This is a genomic window from Bradyrhizobium elkanii USDA 76, assembly GCF_023278185.1.
In the GTDB taxonomy this organism is placed as follows: domain Bacteria; phylum Pseudomonadota; class Alphaproteobacteria; order Rhizobiales; family Xanthobacteraceae; genus Bradyrhizobium; species Bradyrhizobium elkanii.
Genome location: NZ_CP066356.1, coordinates 8,510,704 through 8,528,685 on the forward strand (window position 1 = coordinate 8,510,704; position 17,982 = coordinate 8,528,685).

Below are 17,982 nucleotides of genomic sequence, written 5' to 3' on the forward strand. Positions count from 1 at the left end.
ACCGCGCCGACTTATCGGCGTATGGACGAGCGCTTATAACATGCCGCTCGCGCTTCCGGCGCGTTCGTCAAATTGATCGGGATCGGTCAGCAGTGCTGATTGACTTGAGCTGACGTGCGGTTCGTCAACCGTTCAGGAAAACTCGTTCCAGCTGACACGCCGCGCGTCGAGGTCGCCGAGCTCGACCGGATCATGGATGTTGCGCACGCTCTGGAAGCCGCTGCGCAGATAGATCAACGGATCGACCGTGGTCGCGGCGCGGACGTGCTGGACCTCGCCGATGAAGATCGAATGGGTCTTGGTCTCGAGCTCCTGCGCCAGCACGCAGTCGAACGCCGCGACGGCATCCTCCAGCACCGGGGCGCCGGTGGCGCCGGTGGTCCAGCGTCCAAACGCAAAACGGTCGTCGCCGTTGACGCCCTTCTGGCCGGAGAAGGTCAGCGCCAGCAGCGCGTGGTCCTCGTTCAGGAAGTTGATGACGAAATGGCGCTCCTCGCGGATGCGCTGATGCGCGCTGGCGTTACGGTTAACGCAGACCAGCACCGAGGGCGGATTGTCCGACAGCGAGCAGGCCGAGGTCACGGTCAGGCCGGTGCGCTGCCCGGTCTCCGAGCCGACCGTCACCAGCGCGACGGCGCCCGCGCAATGGCGCATCGCCTGCTTGAAACTCTGTGCGTCGACCGTCATGCCGCAAGCCCTGTTTGAGCATGATCTTGCCCGGAAAACTGCTTCGCACTTTGCGCTAACGCGGCCCGCCGGGTCCGGATCATGCTTCGGTAAAAACACTCCGTTCAAGATATGCGAGGCGGGGTGCGAGGCAAGCCCCGCACCCCGCGCAGCTGTCATGCAGCCTTCTCGAACTCGGCGCCGAGATGCTTGAGTCGCGGCATCACCTCGTTCTTGAGCAGGTCCAGCGAGTGCCGCCAGGCTTCCGGCTTGTGCTTGTAGTCGAAGCCGAACACGCAGAGGACGCCGAAGCCGCCGACCTCCCGGTAGATCTTCTCGATCTTCTCGGTGACGGTCGCGGGCGAGCCGACGATCCAATTCCGGCGCGCGCAATATTCGACGGTGACGTCGCTGTCTGGCACATCGGGCGCGTGCTTCAGATAGTCCTTGAAGCCGAAATGGCCGAGCAGCGGCAGGAAGTACTCGCTCATCATCCGGCCCATCATGTCGCCGGTCGAGAGCTTCCACGCCTCCTCGTCGGTATCCGCCACGAACACCTCGCGCACCAGCCGCCAGTCCTTGCGGCTCGGCTTGCGGCCGGTCTTGGCCGCGCCGGCCTCGACCGAGTCCCAGTGACTGCCGACATAGGCCGGGTTGAGGTTGAGGCTCATCGGGATGAAGCCGCGCTCGCCGGCCAGCTTCAGCGTGTCCGAATTCTTCGACAGGCCGGCGACGCCGATCGGCGGATGCGGGCCCTGCAACGGCTTGATGTGCGGCTTGAGGAAGTCGAACATCGTGTCCGGCTTGCTCACCGTCCAATATTTGCCCTTGTGCGTCCAGGGCCCCGGTTCGGACCACATCTTCAGGATGATCTCGAGCGCCTCGCGGGTCATGTCGCGGTTCTGGCCCGACATGCCGTCGACATTGAACATCGCCCAGTCGCTCGGCAGGCCCGAGGCCGCGACGCCGAAGTTGAGGCGCCCGTTCGAGAGATGATCGAGCATCGCGACGCGGTTGGCGAGTTCGGCGGGATGATGATACGGCAGCAGGAAGCCGCCGGGCCCGATGCGCAGATTCTTGGTCTGCAGCAGCGCCTGCGCCACCAGCAGATCGGGCGATGGGTGCGGCTCCCACGGCGCGGTGTGGTGTTCGCCGATCCAGGCTTCCTGGTAGCCGAGTTCGTCGAGCCAGCGCAGCGTCTGCAGGTCCCAGTCGTGGCCCTCCTTCAAGCCGCACTCCGGCGGGTGCGAGGGCATGGTGAAGTAGCCAAGCTCCATGTGCGTTTCCTTCCTTCGCGTTGGGTTCAGTCATGCAATGCGTCTTGCCGCGCATTGCATGACGATCAGCAAGCGCTGTGCCAGCGGAGGAAGTCGCAGGGAATGGGTGGGAACGGCCGGTTTTCGGCCGGCTGGGGCCGGTCGGCGGGTTCAGGAGCGCTGCGACCGTCTCACGGTCGCGAGACGCGTCGCAATCGTGAGACGGATAATGCCCCTCATGGTGAGGAGCGCGAATGCGCGTCTCGAACCATGAGGCCCGTCTGTGGCCTACATCCTTCGAGACGCCCGCTATGCGGGCTCCTCAGGATGAGGGTCAGGAATCAGCCCGCCGCGCGGCGCGGCTGGGCGTTGGTATCGGGCTCGGAGGGCGGAGGAAGCTGCATCAGGATGGTCTGGCCCATCGAGGCGATCTCGATGCCCTCCTCCTGGAAGCGCCGCTTCATGCGGCGGTTGAACTCGCGTTGCACCGCCCAGCGGCCGCTATCGGTGCAGCGGATCTGGCCGACGATGGTCACCACCGAGCCGTCGACCTTGTCGACGCCCCACAATTCGAGGTCGCCTCGAATGAACGCGCGATACGCCGTCTCCTGGCGCATTTGGGCGACGATGTCCTTCAGCACCTCGCCGGCGCGGTCGGTGTCCTCCTTGTAGGAGACGTTGACGCTGACCGCGGCGTTGCCGGCACCGCGGCTGGAGTTGGTGATCGTCGTCACCGCGCTGAACGGCACGACGTGCACCGAGCCGTCGCCGGCGCGCAGCCGCATGGTACGGATCGAGACGTTCTCGACCACGCCCGAGAGCCCCGACACCGTGACGTTGTCGCCGACCTGCACGGTGTTCTCGATCAGGAGGAACAGCCCGGTGATGAGGTCCTGCACCAGCTTCTGCGAACCGAAGCCGATCGCGATGCCCACGATGCCGGCGCCGGCGAGCAGCGGCGCGACATTGACGCCGATCTCGCTGAGCGCGGTGAGCCCGACCACCGCGACGATCATGCAGAACAGCGCGGTGCGCAGCATCGGCTGGAAGGTGCGCAGGCGCGCGGCGCGGGCGTAATGCCCCTCGCGCGACAGGGTGTCGATCTGCCGGTCCATCAGCGCATTGGCGACCTCCCAGATCACGGCCGCGGCCAGCGCGGCAATCCCGATCGTCACCAGCGCCGAGATCAGGCGAGATCCGATCTGGCCGCCATAGAACCAGACGATGGCGTCGACGCCCCAGACCTCGAGCAGCGCGACGAAGCCAATGAAGGCGATCACCGCCGTGACCACCTTGCGCAGCAGCGGCAGATAGCGGTTGGCGCGGGCCTCGAGCCCCGGGAAGCGCTGGATCAGCTCCGGGCTGATGCGGAAGCCGCGATCGATCAGGCTCAGCACCACCATGGTGACGAGGCGGGTCACCAGCAGCACCGCAATGGTGCCGACGAAATATTGCAGCAGCAGCGAATAGCCGTTGCGGATGTTGAGCGCCCACACCGCCCACAGCGCGAGGTCGAGCGCAATCGCCAGCACATGCCAGAGCGCCGCGAGACGGTTGCGCGTTCGCGCCGCAAGCCCGGTGCGATCGGCCGGCGCGCGGATGACGTCGGCGACCTGGCGGCGGCACTGCAGGATGATGACGACGACGAACAGATGCACCACCAGCATCACGAGCCGGATCAGCGCGGCATAGCCGGCGCGATGCAGCCCGAGCAGCAGCGCGACATTGGCAAAGGCGATGCCCGAGACGCCGACGGCGACGATACGCCGGGCCCAGATCTCGATATAGGCCGCGGTCTCGGCACGGACGCGGAACAGGCCGAACGGCCCTGCCAGCGCGCGCACCGCGCAGATCAAGACGCGCGAGAACACATAGGCGTTGACGACGGCCAGGATCACGAGCCGCGTGGTCGATTGATCGCCGATCTCGGTGCCGAGCAGCGCGGTGGCGATACCGCCGAACACGACGACCGGCAGCAATTCGAGCAGCAGGCGGCCGAGCACGAAGGGCAGCCGGACCAGCGACTGCCAGGCCCGCGCGAGGCTGAGCCGGCGCCGCTGCAACTCGGGCGCCGGCGTGACGTCGGCAACCGACGACGGCGGATCGACGCTGGCGAGCGTCTGCACCGGTACGCGTGCGGTCTGCGGCAGCCGCGCTTCCAGGAACGCGACCGGCCGCTTGATCAGGCGGAACACCACCCATTCGGCGGCCAGCGCGCAGCCGAACACCAGCGCCAGCTTCCAGGCGATATCGATCAAGAGGCCATAGGCGACCGGATCGTTGGCGGTGCGCACGAACCAGTAATAGAACGCCGGGAAATGCGTCAGCGTGCGCGCGACGTCGGCGACCTCGCGCGACATCTCGCCGACCTGCTCGGACACCATCAGCAACAGCTGTGCGCCGAGGCTGTCGGCGGTGAGCGGGATCGGCGAATGCTGCTCCGGCGCCGGCTCCGCGGCAGCCGCCTGCGGCGAGGCATTGGCGATGGCGCGCAGCGTGTTGATGATCTCGCCGCGCTTCTTGTCGTCCTGCAGCGTGTCGAGCGCGCGCTTGGCCTGCTCGGGCGTCAGCGCATCGCTGGTAACGGGTTGCGGCGGCGCCGGCTTGGCGGCCGGCTGCGCGAACGCGGGAGAGACGAACAGGGTGACGACGAGAAGCAGCGCAAGGCGAAGTTTGTGCGACACGAGGGCCTCATAAAATAACTGCGCGACCGCAAACCCTTGGGAGGAATCTGCTCTCGCGCTCGCGCCATGTCGGATACTCCTTTTCGCCCCGATGGTGTGTCGGAAGTTTGCCGTTGTGACGGCCATCTCTTGGCATTTGCCGCAACACAATCGTCACAGGCGTTGAGCCGCGTTTACGCTTCCAGTGCGCGTTCCCGGCCGATCGGCTCACTACACGTCAGGGGTGAGGCCGCAGAATCTTTCGCTTGACGCGCAGGAGCGGCCGTGATGTTCTTACTTTGTTCTTTTGTTCCCAATTGCGTTTCGGGGGTCTCATGCACGACGTGTTTAGCGACGACGGTCCGGTGCGGCTCTTCATTCACGACGACGATGAAACCCCGCTGGAATTCGTCCAGGATTTGTTGCGCACGGTGTTCGGGAAATCCGAGCAGGAAGCCATCGCATCCGCTGCCTTGATCGAGGCCAAGGGCGCCATTCCGTGCGGCCCCTATCCGGGACCGGTCGCGCGGGCAATCTTCAACTCGGCGAAGTGGCTGATCCGCTCCAACGGCCAGCCATTGATGATCACCACCGAATCCGCCGACGCCAGCCGCCCCTGCGATCTCTGCGAAGCCCCGAGGGCTGTGACGGAAATTCTGATCCCCGGTACGACTGCGTCGCTGTGCAGCGACTGCCTGCTCGCTGCACGCCGCAGCTCGGAAGAATTGCCGGGCGAGACGTTTCGGTCCGCTTACGTTGCGCTCGACTGGCATTTCGCCGGCGTTCCGCGCAACCTGATCGTGACACGGGCGCGACAGTTTCCGGGCCACATGCGCGCCGACGTTCAGGTCGCGATCGACAAGCTGCTCACCGATCCAATCCATTTCTTCGGCATCCATGAAGAATATCGCTACGAGACGCTCGACTTCGCGGCGCTGATGAAGGCCGGCCGCAATGCACCGGCGATCGCGCCGCCGCAATATCGCGACGTCGATATCGGCGAGGCCGAGCCGGTGAAATGCCTCGCCAATGGACTATGGCTGTGCCGAACCGGCGAACTGCGCTACGCCGTGCTGCTGACGTTCCATCGCGAATATAATCACGAGCCGTCGCTGCGAATCGAGCTGGCGTTGCCCGCCGGCGCGACCGGCAATGCTTTCGTGCAGCGCACTTTCGCCGAGTTGGAGGCCGCCGTGCATGCGGCGCGATCCTATCGCGGCAAGATCCTGTCGCTGGAGGATGGCGCCAATTATCGCGGACGATCGCGTGGACTGACCGTGCATCGCCTGCCGACGGTCGCCCGCGATGACGTAATTCTGCCGGACCGGACGCTGCGGCTGCTCGACCGCAACGTGCTCGGTTTTGTCGAAAGCCGCGATCTGCTGCGCGGGCTCGGCCAGTCGACCCGCAAAGGCATCCTGCTCTACGGCCCGCCCGGCACCGGCAAGACCCACACCATTCGCTATCTCGCCACCAACCTGCCGGATCACACCACGCTGATCATCACCGCCGAGCAGGTCGGGCTGCTCGGCGCCTATATGAACCTCGCGCGGCTGCTGCAGCCCACCATGGTCGTGATCGAGGACGTCGATCTGATCGCACGCGACCGCGAGGACATGGGCGGACCGTGCGAGGAATCCCTGCTCAACAAGCTGCTTAACGAGATGGACGGCCTGAAGGAGGATTGCGACATCCTGTTCGTGCTGACCTCCAACCGTCCCGAAGAGCTCGAGAGCGCGCTGGCCGGCCGGCCCGGCCGCATTGACCAGGCGATCGAGGTGCCGCTGCCCGACGAGACCGGACGCAGCAAGCTGATCCGGCTGTACGGCAAGGGCCTGCCGCTGGAGCAGCCGATCGTCGACGAAGCGGTGCAGCGCACCGCCGGCGTCAGCGCCGCCTTCATCAAGGAGCTGATGCGCCGCATCGCGCAGGCCAGCATCGCCCGCGAGGGAGGCCAGGATGTCACCGCTGACGACATCGACGGGGCGCTGAACGAGATGCTGTTCGACGGCGGCCGGCTCAACGTGAAGCTGCTCGGCGGCGCGCAGGGGATGAGTGCGGGGTGATGGCCGATCACTTCGCCGCTGCCGGCAGTAGCAGCGCGGGCTCGCCGGCCGAGGCACGCGCGAGTTCGTCCGATATCCGCGTCAGCACGCGGTCCCAGGCCTGCGGCTTGTCCTGGCGGAACAGCCGCATGGTCGGATACCAGGGCGTGTCGGCGCGGTCGCGCAGCCAGCGCCAGTCGAGCGCATAGGGACACAGCATCCAGACCGGGCGGCCGAGTGCGCCGGCGAGATGCGCCACCGAGGTGTCGACGGCGATGACGAGATCGAGTGCACAGACGGCCGCCGCGGTGTCGGCGAAGTCGCCGAGCATCGGCGCGAGGTCGACGATGCCGGCACCAAGGCCCCGCAGCACGGGAGCATCGTCCGGCCGCGGCTCCTTCTGCAGGCTGTAGAGCTGCACGCCTGATGTGACCAGCCGCGGCAGCACGGCGTCCGCCGGCAGCGAGCGCTGGCGGTCGCCCTTGTGCCTGGGATTGCCGGCCCAAACCACGCCGACCTTCAGCGCGGTCACCCCGGCGAGCGCCTCGCGCCAGCGCGCGAGCTTGCCGGCGTCCGCCCGCAGATAGAATGTCGCTGCGGGAATGGTCTCGACGGTGGTGCGGAAGATCCGCGGCAGGCTGAGCAGCGGCAGCTGCAGATCGAACGGCGGCAGCGGCTCGCCGCGCGCGAACACCGCGACATCGGGCAGCATCGGCCGCAGCAGCGTGACCAGCGCCGGCTGCACCTGCAGAACGATCCGGCCGCCACCGCCCGCCAACATCGGCACATAACGGACGAAATTGATGGCGTCGCCGAGCCCGTATTCGGCGAACAACAGCAGCGTACGTCCGGCGAGCGGCTCGCCCTGCCATTCCGGCCCGTCGAACACGGGATCGCCGTCGCTGAGCATCCTGGTCTTGCGGCGCCACTGATACTCCTCAAAGCCTTCCCCGAACTCGCCGTTCATCAGCAGGAAATGCGCGTGGTTGTAATGCGCCAGCGGCTGTTCGGGATCGAGTGCGATCGCCCGGCGCGAGGCCACCAGCGCCGCATCGATCTCGCCGGCATTGCGCAGCGCGACCGCGAGGTTGGCGTGGCCCTTGGCATAGAGCGGCTCGAGCTCGATGGCGCGCCGATGCGCGGCGACCGCGGCCTCGACCAGGTTCTGCGCCTCGAAGATGATCCCGAGATTGGTGTGCGCGGCGGCGTAGTCCGGCTTCAGCGCCAGCGCGAGCTCGGCGCAGGCGATGGCGTCGTCGACCTGTCCGAGCTCGAACAGGCAGGCGCCGAGATTGTTGAGGATGACGTGATCGGACGGGTCGCGGGCCGAGACCTGCCGATAGATGCGCACTGCCTCCTCGCGCTCGCCCGCCTCGTGCAGCACCATGGCCAGCAGGCGCTGCGGCGCGATGTTGCCGGGATCGAGTGCGATCGCGCGGCGGTAATGCAGGATCGCGTCGTCCAGCAAGCCCTGGCGATAGAGCGCCGCACCAAGGCCGCAATGCAATCCGGCATTGTCGGGATCCGCGGCAAGTCCGCGGCGATAGGCCGTGGCGGCCGCTTCGTGCCTTTTCTGATCGCTCAGCACATTGCCAAGGTTCAGCCAGACGCCGTGGTAGACCGGATCGCGGGCGATCACCTCGCGATAGGCCTGCTCCGCCTCGACCGGCCGCTGCTGCCCGGCCAGCGCGACGGCGAGGTTGAACCGCGCCCGCGTCAGGCCGCCATCGAGCGCGATCGCACGGCGGAACGCGGTCTCGGCCTCGTCGAAACGCGACAGATCGCACAATGCGACGCCGAGCTTGATGTGCAGGCCGGCATCCTGCGGCCGCAGCATCACGCCGCGCTCAAACGCCGCCACCGCGCCTTCGTGCTCGCCCTTCACGTCGAGCGCATCGCCGAGCGTGGCGAAGGCCGGTGCATGATCCGGATCGAGGTTGAACACCCGGTTCAGCAGCAGCGCGCCTTCCGCGGCACGATCGGTCGCGAAGGCGATGACGGCGGACAGATGCAGCGCCGGAACATGGTCGGGATCGGCGGTGAGGATGTCGCCGCACAGCGTGCCGGCCTCCGCCGCGCGGCCCGCGCCGTAATGCGCCACCGCATCCCGCAACATCCGATCGACCGCCACGCTGCCCACGATACCGCCCCTGCCAAACACCCCGATGCGGATTAAACGGGCGGCGGCGTCAAATCCGGCACGCGAATCTCGGTTGAACAATCAAAGCCCGGGTGCAGGTCCTTGATCTTCTCCTTCCCCCTGAAAGGGGGAAGGTCGGGATGGGGGTCAGCGGCAGACGACGCTGCAAGTGGATAGAGCAGATCCCCACCCGCTTTGCTCTGTCGAGCAAAGCGACCTCCCCTTTTCAAGGGGAGGTAAGAGGGCGACCAGCAGCGATGATAGCCGCCATCGCCCCCTTGACGGCCATCGCATCATGTAACATATGAAGTTACATGATCCGCGATAGCCGCCTGTCCAGCGTCCTGCATGGCCTGCTCCACATGATCGGGGCCGGCGAGCCGGTCACGTCGGAGCAACTTGCACAGGCGATGGCCACCAACCCGGTGGTCGTGCGCCGCGTGATGGCGGGGCTGCGCGAGCAGGGTCTGGTGCATTCGGAGAAGGGCCATGGCGGCGGCTGGACGCTGGCGCGCGATCCCGCCGACATCACGCTCGCGGACATCTATGGCGCGGTCGGCGCGCCCACGATCGTTGCGATGGGCCATCGCTCGGAAAATCCCGGCTGCCTGGTCGAACAGGCCGTCAACGACGCGCTCGGAGACGCGTTTCGCGAGGTCGAGGCGCTGTTCCTGAAGCGGCTCGGCGCGGTGACGCTCGACGCGCTCGCGAGGGATTTCAAGCGCCGGCTCGCCAAACACAAACAAAGCCTCGAGGACCAGATTCATGCAGTCAAGTGAGCCGGCGAAAGCTCTGCCGTACAACGATCCCGCGCACTGGGACAGAATGGTCGCCGCCTATGAGGCGCAGTCGCAGCCGTTCACGACATTGTTCGCCGACGCCGCAGTCGCAACGCTGCCGATCGACCCGTCATCCAGGGTGATCGACGTCGCCACCGGCACGGGCGCCGCGGCGCTGGCCGCCGCCCGCACCGGGGCCCAGGTCACCGCGATCGACTTCTCCGCCGGCATGGTGGCGCGGGTCCGGGCGCATGGTGCGGCGAATATCGAGGCGCGGCAGATGGACGGCCAGGCGCTCGATCTGCCGGATGCCGCGTTCGACGCGGCGGTGTCGGTGTTCGGCGTGATGCTGTTTCCGGACTGGCGCGCCGGCCTCTGCGAGATGGCGCGGGTGACGCGACCGGGCGGATCGGCGGCGATTGCGGTCTGGAAAAGCGCCGATGGCGCCGCCGTGCATCTCTTGCTCTCGCAGATCATCCGGCGGCTCTATCCTGACAACGTCACGCCGATGCCCTGCACCGGCCTCGCCGAGCTCGCCGATCCCGGCCGCCTCGCCGCTGCGCTCGTCGCCGCCGGCTTCTCCGATCCGGCGATTGCCGAGGTCACCCACGACTTCAAACTCAATGTCGCCAATCCCGGCGACGTCGACAGATTGTTCGAGTTCATGCCGCACTGGAGCGGGCTCGATGCCGAGCAGAGCGCCGCAGTCGCGCGCGCATTCCGGAGCGAGATCGAGCGGGGGCGAGTCGGCGACAGCTTCGCGATTCCGTCGACCGCGCTGATCGCGACGGCCCGGCGGGCTTGACCGCAGCTGGCGTAATCCGACTACGTATGCGGTCCCCTGCCGGCACTAGCGCTTGTCGTCGTCCGGCTTTTCTTCATCGCTCGGCGGCTGCAGGCCGGGGCTGTTGGCCCAGCGATCGAGTTCCTCGATGACCCGCCGGTGGCTCGGCCGTAGCGGCTCTTCACCACCGGGCTCTTGCGACAATTTTCGGGGCAGCTTGACCTGATCTGGCATGGCTAGACTCCAGAGCTGGGGGCTGTACGCAGTGGAATTCGCAGCGATTGCTACGCGCGCGACTTGAGGAGATCGCGAATCTCGGCGAGCAGCTCCTGATCTTTGGTCGGCTTCGGCGGCTCGGCCGGCGCCGCGGGCGCTTCGCGCTTGAGCTGGTTCATGAGGCGGACCACGATGAACAGCACGAAGGCAACGATCAGGAAGTTGAGCGTCAGGGTCAGGAAGTTGCCCCAGGCCAGCACCGCGCCCTGCTTCTTGGCATCGGCCAGGTTGGTCGCCGCTACCGACTTCGACAGCGCCGTGAAATAGTTGGAGAAGTCGAGCCCGCCGCTGATCGCGCCGATGATCGGCATGATGATATCGGCCACCATCGACGAGACGATCGCGCCGAATGCCGCGCCGATGATCACGCCGACGGCGAGATCGACGACATTGCCTTTCATGGCGAATTCCCTGAATTCCTTCAGCATGTGATCTCCTGTTCTCCAAATGAATGCGATGGCACGGCGCGGCGACTGGATCGCCGGCCGCTATAAGGGGACGAAAGACTATTTGCGATCGGCCGGCTTCGCGGGCGCCGCGACCGGCTGCGCAGGCGCGGCCTGCTCCCATGGCGCCGGCAGGATGACCCGCGCCGGCGGCAGGTTCTGCGCGGCGCGCTGCACATTCGCATTGGCCGGGTGCGGCTCGTCGGCGGAATTATCCGCGCGGGCGATGGCGACATGGATGCCGAGCGCCAGCGCGACGAATCCAATTCCCGCAGCAAGCGCCGCGCCAAACCGCGGCATGGCAGGCCGCTGCCGGTTCATGATGGCAGGATGAGATGAGGTCATCGCAGCTGCTCCTCACGCAATACACATCGTTCGGAACCGTGCGGGCGCGAGCGCCGCGCACGGCTCGAGGCGGGACGTCAGGTCTTGATGTCGTCCGGCAGCTTGCCGCCATTGGCGGCGAGCTTCGCCATCACCTGCTGATGCAGCCAGACATTCATGGTGGCGGTGTTGCTGGTGTCGCCGGTGTAGTGCAGCTCCTTGGCGAGCTCCTTGCGCGCCGCAAGGCTGCTGTCGAGACCGAGCGCCTTCATCAGGTCGACGATCGAGCTGCGCCAGTCGAGCTTCTCGCCGGTCGCAGCGGCCGCCTTGTCGACGATCGCGGCGACGTCGACGGTTTGTGCCGCCGCCGTGCCGGACGCAGCGGATGCAGACGCCGACGCCGATGGCGCCGCGCCGGGCGCTGTCGTTGTCGTGCTCTCAGCGGTCTTGGCCTGGGCGCCGTGGCCGAAGATTGCACCCATGATGCTTCCAAAAATGCTCATGATCTCTCGCTCCGTGCGCCCGAGACACCGCTCGTCCCGTGGCTGTTTCCAGTGACGGGGCGGACGATAGGCAGGCCATTGGCCGAGCGGAAGATGACCATCGTCACTATCGGAGTGAGGGACGGCGTGGTGCTGTTGGCGGGGAAAGCGTGCGGCTTTCTGCGGCCGCGCGACAGCCTTTCATCGCACGCCCCACGTGCGATGAAGTCAGCCGTCCCGGCCCGATTCGCCAGCCCCGAGAAGTCGGGACGGCTGACACAGACGTGTGCGCGTTGTCGCTAACTAGAGCTGGCGGCGGCGGATGGTCTGGGCGAGTTCGACAAAGCTCTCGACAATGCCGACGCCGGTCTTGGCGCTGACCGATTTGACGCTCGACCTGGCGAGCCCGGCAATCGCGCCCGCGCTGCCCGCGGCTTCCGGCAGATCGATCTTGTTCAGCAGCGCCCGATAGGGCCGGCCGGGGAAGCGCTCCTCGAAGCCGCGGACCAATTCGACCATGCGGGTCACCGTCTGCGGCCGCGTGACGTCGGACACGATGATGGCGGCGGATGCGCCGGTGACATAGACGGTGTCGAAGATCTGCGTGCCGAAATCGCCGTCGGTGTCCCACAGCACGAGGCGCATCGGATCGCTGCCATCCGCCGGCACCACGTCGTGGCTCAGGATCTCGACGCCCAGAGTCGATTTGTACTGGCCCTCGAACCGGTTGTAGATCAGCCGATAGAGGATCGACGTCTTGCCGACCCCCATATCGCCGAGCAGCATGACTTTTGCGGTGAGCATCAGCGGGCCACTTCGCCTCGATAGACCGTCTCGAACGCCACGCGGCGGTTGCCGCCGACGGTGGCGTCGACCCGGTCGGTAATCGGCATCGTCGCCGCGCGCGAAACCAAAATTAGCCGCGACGGATCGACCCCCAGCGCGGTCAGCCTGCGCTGGACCTGCTCGGCCCGCTTGCGCGCCAGCGTCCGGTTGGTGCCCTCCGTGCCGCTCTGATCGGCATAGCCGACGATGCGCAGCCTGAGATCGTTGTTCGCCATGAGTCCGGCGAGCTCGCGCAGCTGCTGCTCGGCCTGGTCGTTGTCGAGGACTTCGTCCGAATTGTTCGCGAAGAAGATCGCGGTGGTGGCGATGAAGCGGTCGAGCCGCGCCGCCGGGCCGTCGGCGACGGCTTGCAGCTTCGCATATTGCTCGGCCAATTTGGCATACTGCTCGCCGAGCTTGTCATATTGCTCGCTCAGGGCGGTATATTTCTGGTCGGCCGACTTCGCCTGCGCACCGATCGCCTCGCGCATCTGGTCGAGGCTCGCCTGCAGGCGCGTCAGGCTCTGCTGCAGGCCCGCGATGCCGGCCTGCGATGCCGCGATTTGCTCCGGTGCGGACACCAGACCGATGCGGTTGACGACCTTGTACGGTGCCGCGGCCGCGGCGAGCGCATCGATCAACGGCGCGGTCTCCAGCTGGCTCGGCTCGATGCCTGAAACGGCCACGCTTCGGCCGCCGTGATCGAAGTCGAGCTGCAGCGGGAACGAGGCCAGCAACGGCTGCTTTGCGGCGAGCTGTTCCAGCGCCGCCTGGGTTCGCCGCTCCACAAGACCGCGCGTCACCGACGTCGCGGCAAGCCAGAGCAACAGCGCGGCCACCGCCGCGAGCAAGGCGAACAGGATCACCTTGCCGCGCCGGCTCGCGATCCGCCGTGGCGTGTCGTCGGTCTCGATCGCGGCTGCCAGCGACGCCAGCATCGGACCGTCGCAATCCGCGCCGCGGTCGATGCGCTCGATCGCATCGAAGAACAGCGAGTTGATCCTGGCATTGTCGGCGGGCCGCAGCGGTCCCAGGCACTCCGCCGCCAGGATGAAGCGCGGCGAGGCGCGCAGCGCGAGCTGCCGTCCGCCGAAATCGAGCGTCTGCAGATTGCCTTCGCCGGCCAGCGCCTGCACCGAGAACTCCAGGATCGCCGCGACCATCGCGCTGAGCAGGTCGGCGCGTTCGTCGGCGGTCGCATCGCGCTTCCAGTCCGCGATCAGGCGGCCATTGCCGCGTTCGATGATCAGGAGCCGGTTGATCTGCGGCGGCTGATCGGCGAGCACGAATTCGCTGATCGGGCGTCCCGTGACCAGCGACTTGACGCGGCCGACCCACAATTGCGCCGAGGTCAACGCATTGATGCGCTGCTCGAGCGAGGCAACCAGCTCCCTGAACGAATTCGCCACCGCGGCACTGACCAGCCGGCCGACGATCGGGTAGAGCGCCTCGATCATCTGCTCGCGCGAATTCTTGATCTCGCTGCGGATCGCCGAGACCACGACCGGCGCAATCGCGCTGGCGAGCTCGCGCGGCCGGTTGACCTCGGCGCGCTCCAGCGCCTCGACCAGGATGCCCGCGGTTGCCGTCTCCAGGCGGTCGGCGTTGCCGACATAGCGCTGCAGCGAGTCGAGGTCGGCCTCCAGCGACGTCAGACGGGTCGCCTCGGGCTGAAACAGCAATGTCTTGAGCTGCTCGATCTCGCGGTTCTGGCCGGCAGCAGCTGCCATGCTACTTGCCCGTGCGGCCGGATCCCAATCCGCTGATGACCGAGCCGAGCTGGGTGATCGCCGCGCCGACATCCTTCAGCGAGTCGAGCCGCTTCTGCTCGGTATCATGCTCGAGGTCGGAGAGCCGCGCAGACAGCGCGGTGAGCTCGTTGGTGAAGTCCGCCTGCATCTGCTTGAGCGATGCCTGCATCTCCTCGCGCAGGCCCGAGAGGTTGGTCTCGAGCGAGCGTTGCGCGCCGCCGAACAGCAGGTCGCGAACCTGATCGATCGCCGCCATGCCATGCGCCGCCGGATCCACGCCGTTGCCGGCCGCCGGAGCGTCCGCCGGTCCGTCCGTACCTTTGGTCTGGCGCTCGATACCCTTCATGGTCATTTCCCGCTTACTCATAGCTGCGCAATCCGGACCTGCGGTGTCGAAAAGCAAATCCGAAACAACCCTATAGCCAATTTTGCGGGCGCGGCCCAGAGAAAGGCGAGCAATCTCAGCCGGATCAACCGCGTGGTTGTGCGATCGCGGCCAATTATTTCTAGTAAGTTATTGCCTTTATTGCGAGTTCTGTACGGTTCTTGACCTGGCATTTCTCCAGAATCGTGCTGACATAGTTCTTCACGGTTCCTTCGGCCAAATGCAGCTGCTCGCCGATCTCGGTGTTGCTCTTGCCCTCGACGATCAGCGTAAGAATTTCATTTTCCCGCGCCGTCAGCCCGTCACGAACCGGCAGCTTCGCCGAGACGCGCGGGCCGCGCAGCCGCTTGAACTCGTCGAGGATGCGCGCAGCGACGCTGGGCGAAAGCCCGGACTGGCCGTTGATCACGGCGCGGATCGTCGAGGCGATCTCCTCCATCCTGGCGTCCTTCAGGAGATACGCCTTGGCGCCTGCGCTCACCGCCTCGAAGATCAGATCGTTGGTCTCGAACGTCGTCAGCACCACGATATGGGTCTGCGGCAATTCGCGGAGAATCCGCTGGGTCGCGGCGATGCCGTCGACCCGCGGCATCTGCAAATCCATCAGGATGACATCCGGCCGATAGCGCCGCGCGAATTCGATGGCCTGCTCGCCATCGGCCGCGCCGGGAAGGATCTCGAAATCGTCGTTCTGCTGGGCAAGCAGCGTGGCGATACCTTCCCTGATCAGGGTCTGATCCTCGGCGATCAGCACCCGTATCTTCTCGATTCTGCTCACGGGCTTTCCGTCATCCTCTCGAAAACGCGTTGAATGCGCGGCTGCGAATTCAATCGGCCAGCACACCGGCAGACGCTGCCGGCGGCACCGCCACGGGGAGCGAGATCCGGACCAGCGTTCCCTGCCCGGGCGCGCTCTCCACCGCACAGCTGCCGCCGACAAGTTCAGCAAATTCGGCCATTCCAATCAATCCGAAATGTCCTGGAGTCGGGACCGCGAGATCGAAGCCGCGGCCGTCATCGCGGATCTCGACAATCAGCTTGCGGCCGACCGCGGCCGGTTCGTCGAAGGCGTGAAAGGAGACGCGGCGCGCCTGCGCATGCGTCTGAACATTGCGCAGTGCCTCGCTGAGAATGCGCTGAACCGTCAGGCCGCAATCGCGCAAGCCGGGGCGCGCCGCTTCGTCGATCTGGATCGACACCCTGACACCGCTGCGTGCGGCGAAGTCGCTGAGCAGCCCCTCGACGTCGGGATCAAGCTTCAGATCGTCGGGCGTGCGCAGGCGATCGATGGCTTCGCGGGCGCGGTTCAGGCCGCTCGCGGCCGCATCTTCCGCGGTCGCAAGGCTGTCCGCCACACGGGCGGGATCGGCCGACAGATAATGCCGGATCAGCCGGATCTGGGTCAGCAGCGCCACGATCGAGTGCACCAGCGTATCGTGCAGATCGCGCGCCAGCCGAAGCCGCGTCCGCGCCAGCGAGGCAAAGCGCACCTCAGCGCTCGCCGCCTCGAGCTGCTGCTCCATCAGGCGCCGGGCGCGGCGCTCGCTGCCGAGCAGCGTTTCGACCTGACGGCCGGCAAAATCCGGCATGGCGATGACGAAGTAATGCGACTGCGCACCGTTCCACAGCACGACCGCCGTCATCGGCTGCGTGATGTCAGGCGACGCGCCACGCACACCGGCCAGCGCGATCATGTCCCGCTGGCCTTGGGCAAGCGCCGCCAACTCGGCCTCCATGCCGACCAGCAACACACACTCGCAGCAATCGACGCCGGTTGCGGGAAGCCATTCGACCAGCCGGCCGATCTTCCGCTGCATGCTTCGATCGGCGCCGATGACGGCGAGACCGATGACGTCGGCTTCTGCGGCCGCAAGCAAATCCGCGCTCAGATCGATCATGCGTTGCCCATCAGCTCAGCGAGCAGCCCACTCTGGCGTAAGCCGGCAGCGGTCGCAAACGAATATGACTTTCGTCACAACCGGTCCTGACCTTCGTCAGATGCCGCCGCTGCTCGAAATGCGGTTCTGTCTCACGAATGAGCAACAGCGCAAGCCATGATGTGCCACATGCCGGCGTCCATGGCGATGCCGGCCGGGCGCCGGGCCTCGCGGAAGGTCGCGCCAGTCGGCCGGAATGTGAGCTGACAATGAAGGGCGCACCACGAAAACCGTCGGGCATCGAGCTGCGCATGCTGGCGGAAGCAAGCAGACCCGCGCGGCGCCGGCGCCTGAGCGCAACCCAGAAGATGGCGTTGCAGGAAGCGCTCGCCGGCCGCCTGCAGCTCTATCCGCGCGGATATGCCGCGAGCAAGACCGGACCGTTCCACTCCCGACGCGCCATTCTCGGACTGGTGCGCGCCGGCCTGATGAGCCTCAGCGCGACGGCGCGCTATGCGGCCGTGACCAGGCGCGCGCGCGAGATGTACGAGGCCGCGGCAAGCGGCGACGCTGCGCCCGAGTAAGCGCGCGCCATTGCGCTGAGGCGCTCTCAAAACCCTCACCATCCATTTCATTTCTCCGCAGAGGCTTGGCCGGCGTCACATGCGCGCAGACGCCCCGCGTGCCGCGCCGATTCCGGCCGCGAGCAGCGTCGGACCAGCCGGCTGGCTGCAGCAGGACACGTATGCAGATAAACTGCGAAGACAATCTTTACAGTTTACCTTCATATATGCTATCCGGTCCGGCATGAGCAATGTACCGGCCCGTCCCGGCTCGGCGCGCACATCCGCGCTGGCCGAAGATCTTCGCCTGTTGATTGGAAAGCTGAAGCGGCGGCTTCGCGAGCAGGGTCAGCGCGAGGACCTCCCGCCTTCCCAGGTCGCGGTGCTGCTTCGCCTCGAAAAGGACGGCCCCGCGACCGTGTCCAGCCTGGCGCGATCGGAGGGCATGCGTCCGCAGTCGATGAGTTCGGCGATATCGGCGCTCGAGGCTGCGGGCCTGGTCCGCGGCGCGCCGGATCCGGACGACGGCCGGCAGACCATCATGTCGCTCACCGATAGCTGCCGCGAGCGGCTCCGCACCGGCCGCGCCGCGCGGCAGGACTGGCTGTCGCGCACCATCGCCGCGCGGCTGTCGGCGCGGGAGCAGGACGAACTCGCCGCCGCCGTCGGCTTGCTGAAGCGGCTGGTCGAGGATTGAGGCTGGCTGCGCCGCGACAGCTT

The 17,982-nt window shown here is 66.6% G+C and carries 18 protein-coding genes; 5 read left to right on the top strand and 13 right to left on the bottom strand.

The features are described 5' to 3' along the window. Positions 1-132: 132 nt before the first annotated feature. The 3 genes from JEY66_RS40375 to JEY66_RS40385 all read right to left on the bottom strand — a co-directional run bounded on the left by JEY66_RS40375 (position 133) and on the right by JEY66_RS40385 (position 4,606). Positions 133-687 (bottom strand): flavin reductase family protein, encoded by a 555-nt coding sequence (locus JEY66_RS40375; protein WP_016847112.1) that lies wholly within the window; start codon positions 685-687, stop codon positions 133-135. Positions 688-842: 155 nt separating this feature from the next. Then, a complete protein-coding gene (locus JEY66_RS40380) occupies positions 843-1,943 on the bottom strand; it encodes an LLM class flavin-dependent oxidoreductase (RefSeq protein WP_018269514.1) in 1,101 nt (366 codons plus the stop codon). A gap of 320 nt (positions 1,944-2,263) precedes the next feature. After that, the gene (locus JEY66_RS40385; RefSeq protein ID WP_018269513.1) at positions 2,264-4,606 is read right to left on the bottom strand and encodes a mechanosensitive ion channel family protein; all 2,343 of its coding nucleotides are present in this window, start codon (positions 4,604-4,606) and stop codon (positions 2,264-2,266) included. A gap of 314 nt (positions 4,607-4,920) precedes the next feature. Here JEY66_RS40385 and JEY66_RS40390 point away from each other — a divergent pair, with 314 nt between their 5' ends. After that, a complete protein-coding gene (locus JEY66_RS40390; RefSeq protein WP_016843520.1) occupies positions 4,921-6,651 on the top strand; it encodes an ATP-dependent Clp protease adaptor ClpS in 1,731 nt (576 codons plus the stop codon). 7 nt (positions 6,652-6,658) lie between these two features. Here the strand turns inward: JEY66_RS40390 and JEY66_RS40395 are convergent, their stop codons facing one another. Further along, positions 6,659-8,746, bottom strand: a complete 2,088-nt coding sequence (locus JEY66_RS40395) for a tetratricopeptide repeat protein (protein ID WP_051110139.1) — start codon at positions 8,744-8,746, stop codon at positions 6,659-6,661. A 338-nt stretch (positions 8,747-9,084) separates the two neighbouring features. On the opposite strand from JEY66_RS40395, the gene JEY66_RS40400 reads away from it, so the two are divergent. Both JEY66_RS40400 and JEY66_RS40405 read left to right on the top strand, forming a co-directional pair. Next, on the top strand, positions 9,085-9,549 hold the full coding sequence (locus tag JEY66_RS40400; RefSeq protein ID WP_018269511.1) for an Rrf2 family transcriptional regulator: 465 nt from the start codon (positions 9,085-9,087) through the stop codon (positions 9,547-9,549). After that, positions 9,536-10,354 carry a class I SAM-dependent methyltransferase gene (locus JEY66_RS40405; RefSeq protein WP_038378315.1) on the top strand — a complete coding sequence of 273 codons (819 nt, stop codon included), beginning with the start codon at positions 9,536-9,538 and terminating at the stop codon, positions 10,352-10,354. The genes JEY66_RS40400 and JEY66_RS40405 overlap by 14 nt, the downstream gene beginning before the upstream one ends. Before the next feature lie 45 nt (positions 10,355-10,399). On the opposite strand, the gene JEY66_RS40410 is transcribed toward JEY66_RS40405, so the two are convergent. From JEY66_RS40410 to JEY66_RS40450, 9 genes are all read right to left on the bottom strand, one after another. Next, entirely contained in the window at positions 10,400-10,567 is a 168-nt protein-coding gene (locus tag JEY66_RS40410) for a hypothetical protein (RefSeq protein ID WP_016848145.1), read from the bottom strand. Between the two features lie 50 nt (positions 10,568-10,617). After that, the gene (mscL, locus tag JEY66_RS40415; protein WP_016848144.1) at positions 10,618-11,037 is read right to left on the bottom strand and encodes a large conductance mechanosensitive channel protein MscL; all 420 of its coding nucleotides are present in this window, start codon (positions 11,035-11,037) and stop codon (positions 10,618-10,620) included. 78 nt (positions 11,038-11,115) lie between these two features. Continuing rightward, positions 11,116-11,400, bottom strand: a complete 285-nt coding sequence (locus JEY66_RS40420) for a hypothetical protein (RefSeq protein WP_026192135.1) — start codon at positions 11,398-11,400, stop codon at positions 11,116-11,118. A 77-nt stretch (positions 11,401-11,477) separates the two neighbouring features. Then, a complete protein-coding gene (locus JEY66_RS40425) occupies positions 11,478-11,882 on the bottom strand; it encodes a DUF3597 domain-containing protein (RefSeq protein WP_026192134.1) in 405 nt (134 codons plus the stop codon). Positions 11,883-12,164: 282 nt separating this feature from the next. Continuing rightward, the gene (locus JEY66_RS40430; RefSeq protein ID WP_016848141.1) at positions 12,165-12,665 is read right to left on the bottom strand and encodes a GTP-binding protein; all 501 of its coding nucleotides are present in this window, start codon (positions 12,663-12,665) and stop codon (positions 12,165-12,167) included. Then, the gene (locus JEY66_RS40435) at positions 12,665-14,416 is read right to left on the bottom strand and encodes an OmpA family protein (protein ID WP_018269508.1); all 1,752 of its coding nucleotides are present in this window, start codon (positions 14,414-14,416) and stop codon (positions 12,665-12,667) included. The genes JEY66_RS40430 and JEY66_RS40435 overlap by 1 nt, the downstream gene beginning before the upstream one ends. A 1-nt stretch (position 14,417) precedes the next feature. Next, positions 14,418-14,804 (bottom strand): hypothetical protein, encoded by a 387-nt coding sequence (locus JEY66_RS40440; protein ID WP_244620903.1) that lies wholly within the window; start codon positions 14,802-14,804, stop codon positions 14,418-14,420. A gap of 139 nt (positions 14,805-14,943) precedes the next feature. Then, the gene (locus JEY66_RS40445) at positions 14,944-15,600 is read right to left on the bottom strand and encodes a response regulator transcription factor (RefSeq protein ID WP_018269507.1); all 657 of its coding nucleotides are present in this window, start codon (positions 15,598-15,600) and stop codon (positions 14,944-14,946) included. A gap of 49 nt (positions 15,601-15,649) precedes the next feature. Continuing rightward, a complete protein-coding gene (locus tag JEY66_RS40450; RefSeq protein WP_018269506.1) occupies positions 15,650-16,720 on the bottom strand; it encodes a sensor histidine kinase in 1,071 nt (356 codons plus the stop codon). Between the two features lie 248 nt (positions 16,721-16,968). Here JEY66_RS40450 and JEY66_RS40455 point away from each other — a divergent pair, with 248 nt between their 5' ends. Both JEY66_RS40455 and JEY66_RS40460 read left to right on the top strand, forming a co-directional pair. Then, positions 16,969-17,283, top strand: a complete 315-nt coding sequence (locus JEY66_RS40455; protein ID WP_240536739.1) for a hypothetical protein — start codon at positions 16,969-16,971, stop codon at positions 17,281-17,283. Between the two features lie 223 nt (positions 17,284-17,506). Next, entirely contained in the window at positions 17,507-17,959 is a 453-nt protein-coding gene (locus tag JEY66_RS40460) for a MarR family winged helix-turn-helix transcriptional regulator (protein ID WP_016848135.1), read from the top strand. The last annotated feature ends 23 nt before the right edge of the window (positions 17,960-17,982 follow it).